18 protein-coding genes are annotated in these 13385 nt (G+C 65.1%); 9 read left to right on the top strand and 9 right to left on the bottom strand.

All coding sequences use genetic code 11. From position 1 onward, the window contains the following. Positions 1 to 222: 222 nt before the first annotated feature. Complete coding sequence (gene trxB, locus JF542_RS01080; protein ID WP_007792515.1) at positions 223 to 1227, bottom strand: thioredoxin-disulfide reductase; 1005 nt, start codon at positions 1225 to 1227, stop codon at positions 223 to 225. 310 nt (positions 1228 to 1537) lie between these two features. On the opposite strand from trxB, the gene JF542_RS01075 reads away from it, so the two are divergent. Next, on the top strand, positions 1538 to 2038 hold the full coding sequence (locus tag JF542_RS01075) for an Lrp/AsnC family transcriptional regulator (RefSeq protein ID WP_007792516.1): 501 nt from the start codon (positions 1538 to 1540) through the stop codon (positions 2036 to 2038). Positions 2039 to 2053: 15 nt separating this feature from the next. Here the strand turns inward: JF542_RS01075 and JF542_RS01070 are convergent, their stop codons facing one another. From JF542_RS01070 to lgt, 5 genes are all read right to left on the bottom strand, one after another. Beyond that, positions 2054 to 2848, bottom strand: a complete 795-nt coding sequence (locus JF542_RS01070) for a Hint domain-containing protein (protein WP_224887286.1) — start codon at positions 2846 to 2848, stop codon at positions 2054 to 2056. 233 nt (positions 2849 to 3081) lie between these two features. Further along, positions 3082 to 3225 (bottom strand): hypothetical protein, encoded by a 144-nt coding sequence (locus JF542_RS01065; RefSeq protein WP_207074402.1) that lies wholly within the window; start codon positions 3223 to 3225, stop codon positions 3082 to 3084. 147 nt (positions 3226 to 3372) lie between these two features. Further along, positions 3373 to 4128, bottom strand: coding sequence for a peptidoglycan editing factor PgeF (pgeF, locus tag JF542_RS01060; RefSeq protein ID WP_207074401.1), 756 nt, complete (start codon positions 4126 to 4128; stop codon positions 3373 to 3375). Further along, entirely contained in the window at positions 4125 to 5189 is a 1065-nt protein-coding gene (locus JF542_RS01055; RefSeq protein ID WP_207074400.1) for a class I SAM-dependent methyltransferase, read from the bottom strand. Before JF542_RS01055 ends, pgeF begins: the two co-directional genes overlap by 4 nt. Beyond that, the gene (gene lgt / locus JF542_RS01050; protein ID WP_207074399.1) at positions 5186 to 6073 is read right to left on the bottom strand and encodes a prolipoprotein diacylglyceryl transferase; all 888 of its coding nucleotides are present in this window, start codon (positions 6071 to 6073) and stop codon (positions 5186 to 5188) included. Before lgt ends, JF542_RS01055 begins: the two co-directional genes overlap by 4 nt. A gap of 95 nt (positions 6074 to 6168) precedes the next feature. Here lgt and JF542_RS01045 point away from each other — a divergent pair, with 95 nt between their 5' ends. The 4 genes from JF542_RS01045 (at position 6169) to JF542_RS01030 (ending at position 9275) form a co-directional block, all read left to right on the top strand. After that, positions 6169 to 6414, top strand: a complete 246-nt coding sequence (locus JF542_RS01045) for an accessory factor UbiK family protein (protein WP_007792528.1) — start codon at positions 6169 to 6171, stop codon at positions 6412 to 6414. Between the two features lie 340 nt (positions 6415 to 6754). Beyond that, entirely contained in the window at positions 6755 to 7225 is a 471-nt protein-coding gene (gene rplO / locus JF542_RS01040; protein WP_007792530.1) for a 50S ribosomal protein L15, read from the top strand. A gap of 110 nt (positions 7226 to 7335) precedes the next feature. Continuing rightward, positions 7336 to 8700 (top strand): preprotein translocase subunit SecY, encoded by a 1365-nt coding sequence (gene secY / locus JF542_RS01035; RefSeq protein WP_040544269.1) that lies wholly within the window; start codon positions 7336 to 7338, stop codon positions 8698 to 8700. Continuing rightward, positions 8697 to 9275: an adenylate kinase gene (locus tag JF542_RS01030; RefSeq protein ID WP_007792534.1), complete on the top strand. Its 579-nt coding sequence runs from the start codon at positions 8697 to 8699 to the stop codon at positions 9273 to 9275. Before secY ends, JF542_RS01030 begins: the two co-directional genes overlap by 4 nt. 147 nt (positions 9276 to 9422) lie before the next feature. Here JF542_RS01030 and JF542_RS01025 read toward each other — a convergent pair whose 3' ends face one another. Then, positions 9423 to 9818 (bottom strand): BLUF domain-containing protein, encoded by a 396-nt coding sequence (locus JF542_RS01025; protein WP_207074398.1) that lies wholly within the window; start codon positions 9816 to 9818, stop codon positions 9423 to 9425. Between the two features lie 282 nt (positions 9819 to 10100). Here JF542_RS01025 and rpsM point away from each other — a divergent pair, with 282 nt between their 5' ends. The 4 genes from rpsM (at position 10101) to rplQ (ending at position 12587) form a co-directional block, all read left to right on the top strand. After that, complete coding sequence (gene rpsM, locus JF542_RS01020) at positions 10101 to 10469, top strand: 30S ribosomal protein S13 (RefSeq protein WP_007792541.1); 369 nt, start codon at positions 10101 to 10103, stop codon at positions 10467 to 10469. Positions 10470 to 10484: 15 nt separating this feature from the next. Continuing rightward, positions 10485 to 10877 (top strand): 30S ribosomal protein S11, encoded by a 393-nt coding sequence (rpsK, locus tag JF542_RS01015; protein WP_007792543.1) that lies wholly within the window; start codon positions 10485 to 10487, stop codon positions 10875 to 10877. Between the two features lie 115 nt (positions 10878 to 10992). Then, positions 10993 to 12009: a DNA-directed RNA polymerase subunit alpha gene (locus JF542_RS01010; protein ID WP_007792545.1), complete on the top strand. Its 1017-nt coding sequence runs from the start codon at positions 10993 to 10995 to the stop codon at positions 12007 to 12009. Positions 12010 to 12167: 158 nt separating this feature from the next. Next, positions 12168 to 12587, top strand: a complete 420-nt coding sequence (rplQ, locus tag JF542_RS01005; RefSeq protein ID WP_007792547.1) for a 50S ribosomal protein L17 — start codon at positions 12168 to 12170, stop codon at positions 12585 to 12587. A 75-nt stretch (positions 12588 to 12662) separates the two neighbouring features. Here rplQ and JF542_RS01000 read toward each other — a convergent pair whose 3' ends face one another. Both JF542_RS01000 and JF542_RS00995 read right to left on the bottom strand, forming a co-directional pair. Further along, the gene (locus JF542_RS01000; protein ID WP_007792549.1) at positions 12663 to 13118 is read right to left on the bottom strand and encodes a host attachment family protein; all 456 of its coding nucleotides are present in this window, start codon (positions 13116 to 13118) and stop codon (positions 12663 to 12665) included. Positions 13119 to 13128: 10 nt separating this feature from the next. Beyond that, a complete protein-coding gene (locus JF542_RS00995; RefSeq protein WP_007792551.1) occupies positions 13129 to 13329 on the bottom strand; it encodes a hypothetical protein in 201 nt (66 codons plus the stop codon). Positions 13330 to 13385: the final 56 nt, after the last annotated feature.

The raw sequence follows: 13385 nt of genomic DNA, 5'->3' as shown, positions 1-13385 counted from the left end.
GTGTTCACGAATGAACGCATTGCACAGACCGCGACCTCAGGAAAGGAAAAATTGCTGCAGGCGCATAATTCCGCCGCCTGCGGCGCTCAAAGTTGCGGATATGCGCCAGACCCGACCTTCAACCAAAGATTGTCGCCCGCGCGTCAACGGCCGGAACAGGGCTGAAACGAAGAAGGGGCGCGCCAGCGGCACGCCCCTTGCAGAGTTCGCAGTCCTTGCGGCTCAGCCGGCGACCGGGTTTTCGGCGCCGTAGCCCAGCGGCTCGGAGACATCCTTGCCCTCATCGACGCCCTGCTCCGCCAGCCAGCGCTCGGCCTCCAGCGCCGCCATGCAGCCCATGCCGGCGCTGGTCACCGCCTGGCGGTACTTGTGGTCGGTCAGGTCGCCGGCCGCGAAAACGCCGGGGATCGAGGTCGCGGTGCTGTCGGGCTGGGTCTTCACGTAACCGCCCATATGAGTCTCGAGCACGTCCTTGACCAGTTCGTTGGCCGGCGCGTGGCCGATGGCGACGAAGACGCCCTTGCAGGGAATTTCGGTGATCTCGCCGGTCTGCACGTTCTTGGCGCGCACCGCGGTGACGCCCTTGGGGCTGTCCTCGCCCACCACTTCCTCGAGCGCGTGGTGCCAGAGCGGCACGATCTTCTCGTGCTTGAGCAGGCGGTCCTGCAGGATCTTCTCGGCGCGCAGCTCATCGCGACGGTGGATCAGCGTCACCTTGCTGGCGAAGTTGGTCAGGAACAGTGCCTCTTCTACGGCGGTGTTGCCGCCGCCGACCACCACGATTTCCTGGCCGCGGTAGAAGAAACCGTCGCAGGTGGCGCAGGCCGAGACGCCGAAGCCCTTGTAGGCCTCCTCGGACTCGAGACCCAGCCACTTGGCGCGCGCGCCGGTGGCAAGGATCACCGCGTCGGCGGTGTAGGTGGTGCCGCTGTCGCCATGTGCCACGAAGGGACGCACGTCGAGGTCGAGCTTGGTTATGATGTCACCGATGATCTCGGTGCCCATGGCGCGGGCATGCGCCTCCATGTTGACCATCAACTCGGGGCCCTGCACCTCGGTGTGGCCCGGCCAGTTCTCGACCTCGGTGGTGGTGGTCAGCTGACCGCCCGGCTCGAGCCCCTGCACGAGGATCGGCTCGAGCATGGCGCGCGAGGCGTAGACACCGGCGGTGTAGCCGGCCGGGCCGGAGCCGATGATCAGGACCTTGGTGTGGCGGGTATCGGACATGGGACAATCCTCGGACAAAGCGTTTCGCGCTCATATAGTCGGCTTGCCCCGGCAGCGAAAGCCCCGCCTCGAAGCGCTTGCCGTTTCCGCGGCAGCGCGGCATAAGGCGGCGGAACCACCCCGCCGCTCGCAGCCGAACAGATGTTCGCGCCAACGGTCGCCAGGGCGGCCACCTCAACCTGACAGTGTCATGATGGAATAATCAGCGCCTCTGCGCATGAGCGCTTAATATTCTTTCGCTAGAGTGAAACTTTATTGCGCCACGCCGCCGGGGTGGTATAACAATCGCGAAATCAAAAGAGGTATGACGATGCCCGGGAACCGGCTCGATCCGATCGATCGCAAGATTCTGGCGGAGCTGCAGGCCGATGGCCGCATGACCAATGTCGAGCTCGCCAAACGTGTCGGGATCTCCGCCCCGCCCTGCCTGCGCCGGGTGCGCACGCTCGAGGAACAGGGCTTCATCCGCGGCTACCACGCCGATGTCGATCCGCGCGAACTGGGCTTCGAGGTTCAGGTCTTCGCTTCGGTCGGCCTGCAGAGCCAGGCCGAGGTCGATCTGCGCGCCTTCGAAGAGCGCTGCCGCAACTGGCCGCTCGTACGCGAGTGCCACATGCTCAACGGCGAGGTTGATTTCATCCTGAAATGCGTGGCTCCCGACCTCTCGACCTTTCAGAGCTTCCTGACCGGAGATCTGCTCACCGCCGAGAATGTCGGCAGCGTGAAGACCTCGCTGGTGATCCGTGGCGCCAAGGACGAGCCGGGCGTGCCGTTCGACGTGCTGGAGGAGCGGCTGAGCCGCTCCGCCTGAGGCCGCCGCTTCGGATCAGAGAGAGGTCAAGCTGTCGATCACCTCGCGCGTGGTGCGGGTGAGGCTGAGCTCGCCGAAATCCTCGGCCTGTCCGATATTCGGGAACAGCGACAGGAACAGCGCTGCGGTGCTCTCGCCCATCGAACGAACGAGCGACTTGCCAGGGTGATAGCTCTCCATCTCGATACCGCCGATCCGCATGGTGGCGTGGCGGCCAAGCATCAGGTGGTAGAGCTGCACCGAGCCCACCGGCGTCACTTCGACGATGCGGTCGCCGTCGGCGAAATCCGCCACCGGCACCAGAACGGTCTCGCGACCGATCAGCGATTTCAACCGGTCGCGGCGCATCACCATGTGCGCCGCCGGTCCGACAAGCACGTCGACCATCGGGCGGCCGGGGCCGAAACTGTCGGCGGTGATGCGCGACAGCGAGGCCAGCGTCGTGGCATCGTCCGGAATGCCAGGCACATAGGTGGTCGACCCGATCCAGGTGACCGGCTGCGCGCCGGCGCTGCTCTCGACGTAATCGCCGGGCAGCAGATCCTCGATGGCGACCGGGCCGCGCACAGTGGGAATCAGCGTGCCACGCGCGAAGGCGGTGCAGGCCTCTTCGAAGAGCGGCTGGGCCGGGGCGATCTGGCTTTTGAATGAAATCGAGAGATCGGGCATCAGCGCCGAGGTCTCGTACTTGCGCATCAGCGCAGAGCTGCGGCGCGGGCGCGGTTCGGCGCGGTGCGACACGGGTTTGCGGGGAATCTGAAGAGAAACCGACCGGGTTGCGGATTCGAAGGACTGGTTAAGACTAGACACGTGAACACCCCTTAAAGGACTGGTCACAACCGTGTTGGCCCCCACCAACAACAACAGAAGGACTGTTGTAAAACGAATGATGACAGATAGGACCCAATGCCCCGGGTATGTCAAAATTTAACCGGATTTGACCGAATTATCGCGATCAATCCGGTCAAACACTGATGATTGTCCCCTTGGCAGGGGTCAATTCGCCGAAACTGGCCAAAACCGAGGCGAATCGGGATCGGGATTCAGGCCCGCCTCAGAACCGGGGCCTGACCTTTGCGGCGCGCGATGGCCGCGTCCCGGCGCGCGCCGCGCGCCCAGGGAAGCTCCATCTCCACCGACTTTGCGGTTGCGACGGCGGACTTGATGAAACGGCTCGGCTTTTTCATGACACTGCTCCTGCTCGGTCTTTTTCTCGCCTGTACTGCAGCGTCCAAGCTGCGGGCTTGTTCAGACCATGACGGGAGATTGGGGCGCCTTTTTGACAAAGCGCGGACAATTTCAGGGGCCTGGCGCGTTTGTTTCCGAAACGAAGATCAGAGCCGGATCGCCGAGATCAGCCGACCGTAATCCGCCTCGCGCTCGTGCACCGAGCGGCGGAAGGAATAGAAGCGCTGCGGGTCGGAATAGGTGCAGTGACGGGTCCATTCCGCCTCGACCCCGGCCTCGCGCAGCTTGTGCAGGCCAAAGCCCGGCAGATCGAAATGCATCCGGTCGCCCTCGCCCCCTGCGAAGAAACGGCCGTTCACCGGATCCACGCTCATGAAGGTCTCGAAGAACTCCGGCCCGACCTCGTAGGCGCGCTGGCTGATGCTCGGGCCGATCACCGCGCGGATACGCTCACGCGTTGCGCCGAGCCCGACCATGGCGGCCACGGTCTCTTCCAGCACGCCGTCGATGGCCCCGCGCCAGCCCGCATGGGCTGCCCCGACCACGCCGGCCTCGGCATCGGCCAACAACACCGGCTGACAGTCGGCGGTGAGCACCGCGATCGCCAGCCCCGGCGTGGCCGTGACCATGGCGTCGGCCTCGGGCGCCGGCCCGTCATGCGGCCCCTCGACCACAACCACCTTCGAGGAATGGGTCTGATGGACATTGACCAGCTGCCCGACCGGCACCTCCATCGCATCGGCGGCGCGGGCGCGGTTGATCGCCACGATCTCGGACTGGTCCGACGAGCCGTTGCCGCAGTTCAGACCCGCGAACACCCCTGACGAGGCCCCGCCCTTGCGGGTGAAGAAACCATGCCTCAGGGGAACGAGGCTTTGCGAAGTGATGATCTCAAGCGTCATGTGTCCAGTAGTCCGGGCGGTGGGGCTGCGCCTTCCGGGAAGGCCCCGAGTGTCTTGAACAGCGAACCCATTTCCTCGGGGTGCGTCAACCGGCGATGTGCGGCGACGTGGCTGTCAAGCTGCGCTCCGCTGAGCCGTGCCGCAAGCGCGCGCGCGCGGTCGGTGATGCCCAGCCGCTCCAGGAAGACGCCCTGCGGCGTAAGCGTGGTGGTGGCGCAGGGCATGGCGGTGGCAAGCGCGCCGAAGTCCACATGCGCGGTGAGGTCGGCCGTGCCCGGGGCGTCGAGCGGAGACACCTTGTCGTGCCGGCGCACCGCCTGGAAGGTGTCGCCGAGGCTGCGCGCGCTGCCGTAGTCGACGATCAGCGCCGCGCCACCCTGCGACGCGATGCGACGGCCGATGTCTTCGGCGATGCCGGTGGCCGGGGCGCAGGTCTCGACAAGGTCGCCCTCGCGCGTGTCGGCAAGCCGGTGTTCAAGCTCGCCGTGCGGCGCGGGCTCGGTGAGGCCGAAGGCGAGCCGCCCTTCCGCGAGGCCGACCACGCGCTCGCACCAGCCCTCGCCAGAGCGCAGGAACTGGCGGATCGGCAGCGCGTCGAAGAACTCGTTGGCAAGCAGGTAGAGCGGCGCCTCGGGCAGGTTCGCCACGCTGTCGTGCCAGACCGGCATCAGCGGTGCGAGCCTGCGGTGCTGCTCGTCGCGCAGGCGTGGCGAGGTTTCGACCAGGTGCAGACGCGCCGCCTCGAGCATGCCCGGCACGCCGCGCATGGCGCGGGTGGCGTCGGCCATCAGCGTGCCCCGCCCCGGCCCCAGCTCGGCCAGCACGAAGGACGATGGCCGCCCCTGCTCCAGCCAGCACTGCGCAAGGCATAGCCCCAGAAGCTCGCCGAACATCTGGCTGATCTCGGGCGCGGTGGTGAAATCCCCCGCCGCGCCCAGCGGGTCACGCGTCGGGTAATAGCCGTACCGCGGATGGCCGAGGCAGGTGGCCATGTATTCGGCGATGGTCATCGGCCCCTCGGCGGCGAGGCGCCGGTGCAAGATCTCCTCGAGCGGGCTCATGCCCGCCGCCTCGCCGCGACCAGCAGCGCCACGCCGATGAGAATCATCGGCAGCGACAGGATCTGCCCCATGGTGAGACCGAAGCCGCCCACCTGAAAGGCCAGCCCCAGCGGGTTGCCCGGCGAGACGAACTGCGCATCGGGCTGGCGGGCGAACTCGACGATGAAGCGCGCGAGGCCATAGCCCGCGAAGAAGGTCCCCACCACGATGCCGGGCCGCTTGAGCGCGCCGCGCGCGAAGGCCAGCCAGATCAGCACGGCGCCGAGGATCAGCCCCTCGAGCCCGGCCTCGTAGAGCTGCGAGGGATGACGGGCGCAAAGCTCCCCCGCGGTCTGGCCGCAGGCCTGCGCCGCCTGACCGGGGAAGATCACGCCCCAGGGCAGATCAGTGGGCCGGCCCCAGAGCTCGGCATTGACGAAGTTGGCGATCCGCCCGAGCAGCAACCCCGGCGGCACGGCAAGCGCCATCAGGTCGGCGGTGGGCATCAGGCGGATGCCATGCTTCAGGCAGAAGCCGAGCGCCGCCACGATCACCCCCAGCAGCCCGCCATGGAACGACATGCCGCCGTGCCAGATCATCAGGATCTCGCCGGGATTGGAGAGGTAATAGGCCGGCTGGTAGAACAGCACGAAGCCCAGCCGTCCGCCGAGGATGATGCCGAGGATCACCCAGGTCAGCAGCTGCTCGAGCTGCTCCGTGCTCATCGGCGGACTCTCGTCGCGCCAGAGCCGGACGCGGCGCAGCGCCGCCGCGGCGAGCTGCCAGCCGAGCAGAATGCCGGCGATATAGGCCAGCGCGTACCAGCGCAGGGCGAACTCGAAACTGCCGATCGAGATCGAGAACAGTTCGGGCGAGAGCGAGGGGAATTGCAGGGCGGCTTTCATGGCCGCATGAGTGCCGTCGCTTTGGCGGCGAAGTCAACCTTGAGGCCGGCGGCTGCAGGGCCCATATTGATGACAACATCGTATCAGGAGCACCCATGCAGACCCGCAACAAGGTATTCGACGACATCTCGCAGCTGATGACCAACGCCATGGGCGTGGCACAGGGCGCCAGGGACGAGGCCGAGACGGCGATGAAGTCGATGATCGACCGCTGGCTGGCCGATCGCGATTTCGTCACCCGCGAAGAGTTCGACGCGGTCCGCGCCATGGCGCAGAAGGCCCGCGAAGAGAACGAGGCGCTGAAGGCCCGGCTCGACGCTCTGGAAAAGGGCGCGGACTGACCGCCCGCCCTGGTCCGTGACAAGGCGGGGGCGCTGCCCCCTCTTGGCGCTGCGCGCCAATTCACCCCCGAGGTATTTTGAAACCAGAGAAGCCAGGAGCGCCGCGCCCCTGGCTTCTCTTCGTCAAAAATACTCCCGCCGGAGGCAGGCCGGCGGAAGACGCCGCGGTGCCTTCGGGCATGGGCGCCGCTGGCACCTCAAGGGCGCGCCGGCGCCCTTGCTTTGTACCGGCCTCTGGGGTACAGGCCCTCGGTGGCCTTGCGCCACTGATTCAGAAAACCAATAAACGCCGTGGTTGGCCCGTTCGCTTCGGGGTCACATCCGGCAATGGAGAAGCGACATGAAACTGAATGAACTTCGCGACAATCCTGGCGCCGTCCAGTCCAAAAAGCGCATCGGCCGCGGCCCGGGTTCGGGCAAAGGCAAGATGGGTGGCCGTGGTATCAAGGGTCAGAAATCGCGTTCGGGTGTGGCCATCAACGGCTACGAAGGCGGCCAGATGCCGCTCTACCAGCGTCTGCCCAAGCGCGGCTTCAACAAGCCGAACCGCAAGAGCTACGCTGTCGTCAACCTCGGCCTGATCCAGAAGTTCGTCGACGCAGGCAAGCTCGACGCGGCATCGATCACCGAGGACAGCCTCGTGGCATCGGGCCTCGTGCGCCGCAAGCTCGACGGCATCCGCGTGCTCGCCAAGGGTGACGTCACCACCGCCCTGACCATCGAGACCACCGGCGCGTCGAAATCCGCCGTCGAGGCAGTCGAGAAAGCCGGCGGCGCTCTCAAGGTCACGACCGCGGCGGCCGCAGAATAAGCGGGTTGTGAGCGGTGAGACTGCCGCTTACATAGGACCCCACGTTTTCCACGAACGCCGCCGGAGCCGGAAAGCGCTTCCGGCGGCGTTCTGCCTTCGAGAGGACCCGCATGGCATCCGCTGTGGAACAAATGGCCGCCAACACCAGTTGGGCGGCGCTTGGGAAGGCCACTGACCTTCGCAACCGCATCCTATTCACCCTCGGCCTTCTGATCGTCTACCGGCTGGGCACCTTCATCCCCGTCCCCGGAATCGACGGCGGCGCGCTCCGCGACTTCATGGAGCAGGCCGGCCAGGGCATCGGCGGCATGGTTTCCATGTTCACCGGCGGCGCGCTGGGACGCATGGGCATCTTCGCCCTCGGCATCATGCCCTACATCTCGGCCTCGATCATCGTGCAGCTCCTCGCGGCCATGGTGCCGGCGCTCGAGCAGCTCAAGAAAGAGGGTGAGCAGGGCCGCAAGAAGATCAACCAGTACACCCGCTACGGCACGGTGCTTCTGGCGCTGTTTCAGGCCTACGGCCTTGCGGTGTCGCTCGAGGCCGGCGACCTGGCCCACGAGGCGGGCTGGTATTTCCGCGCCGCCGTGGTGATCACGCTGGTCGGCGGCACCATGTTCCTGATGTGGCTGGGCGAGCAGATCACCGCCCGCGGCGTCGGCAACGGCATCTCGCTGATCATCTTCGTCGGCATCGTGGCCGAGATCCCCGCCGCACTGGCACAGTTCTTCGCCTCCGGCCGCTCCGGCGCCATGAGCCCGGCGATCATCGTGGGGGTCATCGTCATGGTCATCGCGGTGATCATGTTCGTGGTGTTCATGGAACGCGCGCTGCGCAAGATCACCATTCAGTACCCGCGCCGCCAGGTCGGCATGAAGATGACCGAGGCGCAGCAGTCGCACCTGCCCGTCAAGGTCAACCCGGCGGGCGTGATCCCGGCGATCTTCGCCTCCTCGCTGCTGCTGCTGCCGACCACCATCGCGACCTTCAGCCAGGCTGGCTCGAGCGGTCCGGTGATGTCGACGATCCTTGCCTATTTCGGCCCCGGACAGCCGCTTTACCTGCTGTTCTTCGCCGCGATGATCGTCTTCTTCGCCTACTTCTACACCTTCAACGTGTCGTTCAAACCCGATGACGTGGCCGACAACCTGAAGAACCAGAACGGCTTCATCCCGGGCATCCGCCCCGGCAAGCGCACCGCCGATCACCTCGAATACGTGGTCAACCGGATCCTGGTCGTCGGCTCGGCCTATCTCGCCGCGGTCTGCCTCCTGCCCGAGATCCTGCGCTCGCAGTACGCGATCCCGTTCTATTTCGGCGGGACATCGGTTCTCATCGTGGTATCGGTGACCATGGACACCATTCAGCAGATCCAGAGCCATCTGCTGGCACATCAATACGAAGGTCTTATTCAGAAGTCGCAGCTCCGCGGTAAGAGTAAGACCCGCAAGCGGAGGGGACCTGCACGCCGATGAACATCATTCTTCTTGGACCGCCGGGCGCCGGCAAAGGCACACAGGCCGGATTTCTCGTCGAGGAGCGTGGCATGGTCCAGCTCTCCACCGGGGACATGCTGCGCGAGGCGAAGGCCTCGGGCAGCGAGATGGGCAAGCGTGTCGCCGCGATCATGGATGCGGGCGAGCTGGTCACCGACGAGATCGTCATCGGCCTGATCCGCGAGAAGCTGCAGACCACCAAGGCATCGGGCTTCATTTTCGACGGCTTCCCCCGCACGCTGAAGCAGGCGGACGCGCTGGGTGAACTTCTGACCGAGATGGGCCAGAGCCTCGACAAGGTGATCGAGCTGCGCGTCAACGACGAGGCGCTGGTGGACCGCATCGTGGGGCGCGCCGAGGCTGCCATCGCCGCAGGTGAAAAGCCGCGCGCCGACGACAATGCCGAGAGCCTCAAGAAGCGCCTGATGGAGTATTACAAGCAGACCTCGCCGCTGATTGGGTACTACTATGCCAAGGGCATGTATTCACGCATCGACGGCATGGCCTCGATGGACGAGGTCAAGGCGGCACTGGGAGCGAAGCTCGACAGTTGATCGCTGCTGACCAATACAAGACAAAGGCGGGCCCCAGGGTCCGCCTTTTTCGTTTTGACGACGGCCGCGCCCTCTCCCGAACTCATGCCAGCGACACTCTCTCAGACCCGGCGCTTGCGGGTTTGCGGTGACGCCCCCTGCACGCGGTCAGCCCGAGACACCAGCAATCCGACCGACCTTGCCGAATGCGAGCAGGACGGCCTTGGGTGGCCCGGCGAAGCTGCGTTCCAGCACCGCGCTGTCCTCCGCCGACAGGCTGCCGTAGCCCATCGACCAGCCAAGGAAGCTGCGCTCCCGGACCTCACGCTGCATCCGCAGCACGATCTGGTAATGCCGCGGATCGAAATGAATGCGGTTGTAGAGGCTTTCAAGCACGCGCTGCGGCCCTTCCAGCACTTGGCAGAAGCGGTCCGTGTCGCGCAGGAGATAGCCCGTCACACCGCCGGAGCGATTGTTTCGCATCGCCTCCTGGAGAATGTCGTAATCGGACGAATGGCCTCGCGGATGTCGCGACATACTTGTATAGAGCATCTGGGTGATCATATCGGGATCAGACCCCGTGCTCGGGCGGGAGATGTGGTTCTCTGTCGTCATATCCGGACAAACGCGCCGGTGCGGCGCGAGGTTCCGACATTGGGGTTGACCCTTGCTCCGAATCCTCATACCCACCCGCATCTCTATCAGAGAATCAATGTTTGCGGGGTGGGTCGCTCCCCTACCGCAGATCACCTCATCAGCGGACAGCCCGACGGCGATCTCGCCTCGGGCTCATGTTGTGAAAAAAGGTTCTGGCACTACGGAACCGCAACGAAAAGGAACAGAGATTTGGCACGTATCGCCGGCGTCAACATCCCGACCAACAAACGGGTGCCGATCGCCCTCACCTACATCACCGGTATCGGACACACCTCGGCTCAGCAGATCTGCGAGGCCGTGAACATCGATGCGACCCGTCGCGTCAACGAGCTGTCCGACACCGAAGTCCTCGCCATCCGTGAGCACATCGACGCCAACTTCACCGTCGAAGGTGACCTGCGCCGCGAAGTTCAGATGAACGTCAAGCGCCTGATGGACCTCGGCTGCTACCGTGGCCTGCGTCACCGCCGCAACCTCCCCGTCCGCGGTCAGCGGACCCACACCAACGCGCGTACCCGCAAGGGCCCCGCGAAGCCGATCGCCGGCAAGAAGAAGTAAGGGAGGCTACTCGATATGGCACGTGATACCCGTCGCGGAGGCAAGAAGAAGGTCTCCAAGAACATCGCCGCAGGTGTGGCGCATGTGAACTCTTCGTTCAACAACACCAAGATCCTGATCTCGGACGTGCAAGGCAATGCGATCTCCTGGTCGTCCGCCGGCACCATGGGCTTCAAAGGCTCGCGGAAATCGACCCCCTACGCCGCTCAGCTGGCCGCAGAAGATGCCGGCAAGAAAGCGCAGGAACACGGCGTGAAGACGCTGGAAGTCGAAGTCCAGGGCCCCGGCTCGGGCCGTGAATCGGCCCTGCGCGCGCTGGCCGCCGCAGGCTTCAACATCACGTCGATCCGCGACGTGTCGCCGATCGCGCACAACGGCTGCCGCCCGCCGAAGCGCCGCCGCGTCTGATCTATCGTTACAACAAGGTGGGGCCCTGCCGTCGTGCGGGGCCCCGCCTTACGTCATTTCAACCTCGGGCGTCTGAGCCTTTGGACATGGGGCACGGACAGGAATGGAGGGACGCATGATCCACAAGAACTGGGCTGAACTGATCAAGCCGACCCAGCTGGAGGTTCGCCCCGGCGCCGACCCGAGCCGCGTGGCCACCGTCGTCGCCGAGCCGCTCGAGCGCGGCTTCGGTCTGACCTTGGGCAACGCGCTGCGCCGGGTGCTGCTGTCGAGCCTTCAGGGTGCGGCCATCACCAGCGTGCAGATCGACAACGTGCTGCACGAATTCTCCTCCGTCGCGGGCGTCCGCGAAGATGTCACCGACATCGTCCTGAACCTCAAGGGCGTCTCGCTGCGCATGGAAGTCGAAGGCCCCAAGCGCCTGTCGATCAACGCCACCGGCCCGGGCGCCGTCACCGCAGGTGACATCGCCGAGACCGCCGGCATCGAGGTGCTGAACAAGGATCATGTGATCTGCCACCTCGACGATGGTGCGGATCTCTATGTCGAGCTCACGGTGAACACCGGCAAGGGCTACGTCTCTGCCGACAAGAACAAGCCGGAAGACGCGCCCATCGGCCTGATCCCGATCGACGCGATCTACTCGCCGGTCAAGCGCGTCGCCTACGAGGTGCAGCCGACCCGTGAGGGCCAGGTTCTCGACTACGACAAGCTGACCATGAAGGTGGAAACCGACGGTTCGGTCACGCCCGAGGACGCGATCGCCTTTGCCGCCCGCATCCTGCAGGATCAGCTGTCGATCTTCGTCAACTTCGACGAGCCCGAAGCGGCTGGCCGTCAGGACGAGGACGATGGCCTCGAGTTCAACCCGCTCCTTCTCAAGAAGGTGGACGAGCTCGAGCTGTCGGTGCGCTCCGCGAACTGCCTGAAGAACGACAACATCGTCTATATCGGCGACCTGATCCAGAAGACCGAAGCCGAGATGCTCCGCACCCCGAACTTCGGCCGCAAGTCGCTGAACGAGATCAAGGAAGTGCTGTCCTCCATGGGTCTGCACCTCGGCATGGATGTCGAGGACTGGCCGCCGGACAACATCGAAGATCTCGCCAAGAAGCTCGAAGACCAGTTCTAAGAGCCTCTCAGAGACAAGGAACGGGGCGCGGTGAGAGGGCGCCCCGTTCCTTCCCCGCAAGGGGATCCGGGCATCTGCCCCAAGGTGAGCGGTCCGCAACGCATGGGCCGCCTGACAAAGCAAAACCGCCCGTAGAGGGCAAATCGGAGTAAAGAGACATGCGTCACGCAAAAGGCTACCGCCGCCTCAACCGCACCCACGAGCACCGCAAGGCACTGTGGGCAAACATGGCCGGCTCGCTGATCGAGCACGAGCAGATCAAGACCACCCTGCCCAAGGCCAAGGAACTCAAGCGCGTCATCGACAAGCTGATCACCCTCGGCAAGCGCGGCGACGTGCACGCCCGCCGTCAGGCTGCCGCCCAGCTGAAGCAGGACAAGGACGTCGCGAAGCTGTTCGAAGTGCTTGGCCCGCGCTACGCCGAGCGTTCGGGCGGCTACTGCCGCGTGCTGAAAGCCGGCTTCCGTTACGGTGACATGGCGCCGATGGCGATCATCGAGCTGGTCGACCGCGATGTCGACGCCAAGGGCGCAGCCGACAAGGCCCGCCTCGCAGAGCTCGAGGCCGCAGAGGAGTAATCCTCGCGACCCACGACCAAAAGAAAGGCGCCGCAGAGATCTGCGGCGCCTTTTTTGTTGCCCGGTATCAGCCGCTCAGGCGGCGTCGAGCTCTTTCTTGACCAGCGACTCGATCTTGTCGACCGGATGATTGGTCAGGGTCTTGGGCACCTCGGCCACCACCTTGGCAGCGACCTCCTTGTGCATCTCGCGGCGCAGATCGCCCAGAACCTGCGGCGAGGCCACCAGCACCAGCTCGTCGAATGCGCCCTTGTGCGCCTCCTCGTAGAGATGCTCGGCCAGATCCGCGGCAAAGCGCTCCTTCTGCAGTTCGTGCCAGTCGGTGTCGTCCATCGACGAACGGTGCCCCATCCCGGTGTCGTGCATCCGGCCCGGCTTGTTGGCGCCTTGCTCACGGTCAGAGGGGTTTTCCTGCTCCTCTTCGTCGAACACGTCGAGGTTGGGGTCATCGTGATCGGTGAGATTGCGCAGGAACAACGCCTTCTCGCTGTCGGTCACGACCACCCAGGTGCCCTTTTTCAGTTCGGTCATCGTCCTCTCCTCAGTCGCTCTGTTTCTCTTCCGACTTGCGCACCCGCGTGACGCCCGGCCGGTCCTGCTCGGCCCGCTTGAGCAGGTCGCGCGTGCCCACTTGCCGCTCGGTCGCGCCGCCGGCGCGGCCCTGCTGGTCGGGGGTCTCGGTGCTGTCGATATACTCTTCGGTCTCGCGGCGACCGTCCTCGGATCTGTAGCGCTCGGCCATGGGATCCTCCTTTCCTCGGTTGTGCCCAGACAACGCAGACAGCGCTTTTCGCGTTC

The sequence above is a fragment of the Salipiger bermudensis genome (assembly GCF_017309175.1).
Classification (GTDB): Bacteria; Pseudomonadota; Alphaproteobacteria; order Rhodobacterales; family Rhodobacteraceae; genus Salipiger; species Salipiger bermudensis.
Note: the sequence above shows the minus strand (reverse complement) of the source record. Positions and strands in the feature narration are given on the sequence as shown.

What these genes read in the sequence shown, in the direction of transcription:
- trxB (WP_007792515.1), bottom strand. Translation starts at nt 1,227, where the DNA reads ATGTCCGATACCCGCCACACCAAGGTCCTGATCATCGGCTCCGGCCCG.
- JF542_RS01075 (WP_007792516.1), top strand. Translation starts at nt 1,538, where the DNA reads ATGCCCGGGAACCGGCTCGATCCGATCGATCGCAAGATTCTGGCGGAG.
- JF542_RS01065 (WP_207074402.1), bottom strand. Translation starts at nt 3,225, where the DNA reads ATGAAAAAGCCGAGCCGTTTCATCAAGTCCGCCGTCGCAACCGCAAAG.
- pgeF (WP_207074401.1), bottom strand. Translation starts at nt 4,128, where the DNA reads ATGACGCTTGAGATCATCACTTCGCAAAGCCTCGTTCCCCTGAGGCAT.
- JF542_RS01055 (WP_207074400.1), bottom strand. Translation starts at nt 5,189, where the DNA reads ATGAGCCCGCTCGAGGAGATCTTGCACCGGCGCCTCGCCGCCGAGGGG.
- lgt (WP_207074399.1), bottom strand. Translation starts at nt 6,073, where the DNA reads ATGAAAGCCGCCCTGCAATTCCCCTCGCTCTCGCCCGAACTGTTCTCG.
- JF542_RS01045 (WP_007792528.1), top strand. Translation starts at nt 6,169, where the DNA reads ATGCAGACCCGCAACAAGGTATTCGACGACATCTCGCAGCTGATGACC.
- rplO (WP_007792530.1), top strand. Translation starts at nt 6,755, where the DNA reads ATGAAACTGAATGAACTTCGCGACAATCCTGGCGCCGTCCAGTCCAAA.
- secY (WP_040544269.1), top strand. Translation starts at nt 7,336, where the DNA reads ATGGCATCCGCTGTGGAACAAATGGCCGCCAACACCAGTTGGGCGGCG.
- JF542_RS01030 (WP_007792534.1), top strand. Translation starts at nt 8,697, where the DNA reads ATGAACATCATTCTTCTTGGACCGCCGGGCGCCGGCAAAGGCACACAG.
- JF542_RS01025 (WP_207074398.1), bottom strand. Translation starts at nt 9,818, where the DNA reads ATGATCACCCAGATGCTCTATACAAGTATGTCGCGACATCCGCGAGGC.
- rpsK (WP_007792543.1), top strand. Translation starts at nt 10,485, where the DNA reads ATGGCACGTGATACCCGTCGCGGAGGCAAGAAGAAGGTCTCCAAGAAC.
- JF542_RS01010 (WP_007792545.1), top strand. Translation starts at nt 10,993, where the DNA reads ATGATCCACAAGAACTGGGCTGAACTGATCAAGCCGACCCAGCTGGAG.
- rplQ (WP_007792547.1), top strand. Translation starts at nt 12,168, where the DNA reads ATGCGTCACGCAAAAGGCTACCGCCGCCTCAACCGCACCCACGAGCAC.
- JF542_RS01000 (WP_007792549.1), bottom strand. Translation starts at nt 13,118, where the DNA reads ATGACCGAACTGAAAAAGGGCACCTGGGTGGTCGTGACCGACAGCGAG.
- JF542_RS00995 (WP_007792551.1), bottom strand. Translation starts at nt 13,329, where the DNA reads ATGGCCGAGCGCTACAGATCCGAGGACGGTCGCCGCGAGACCGAAGAG.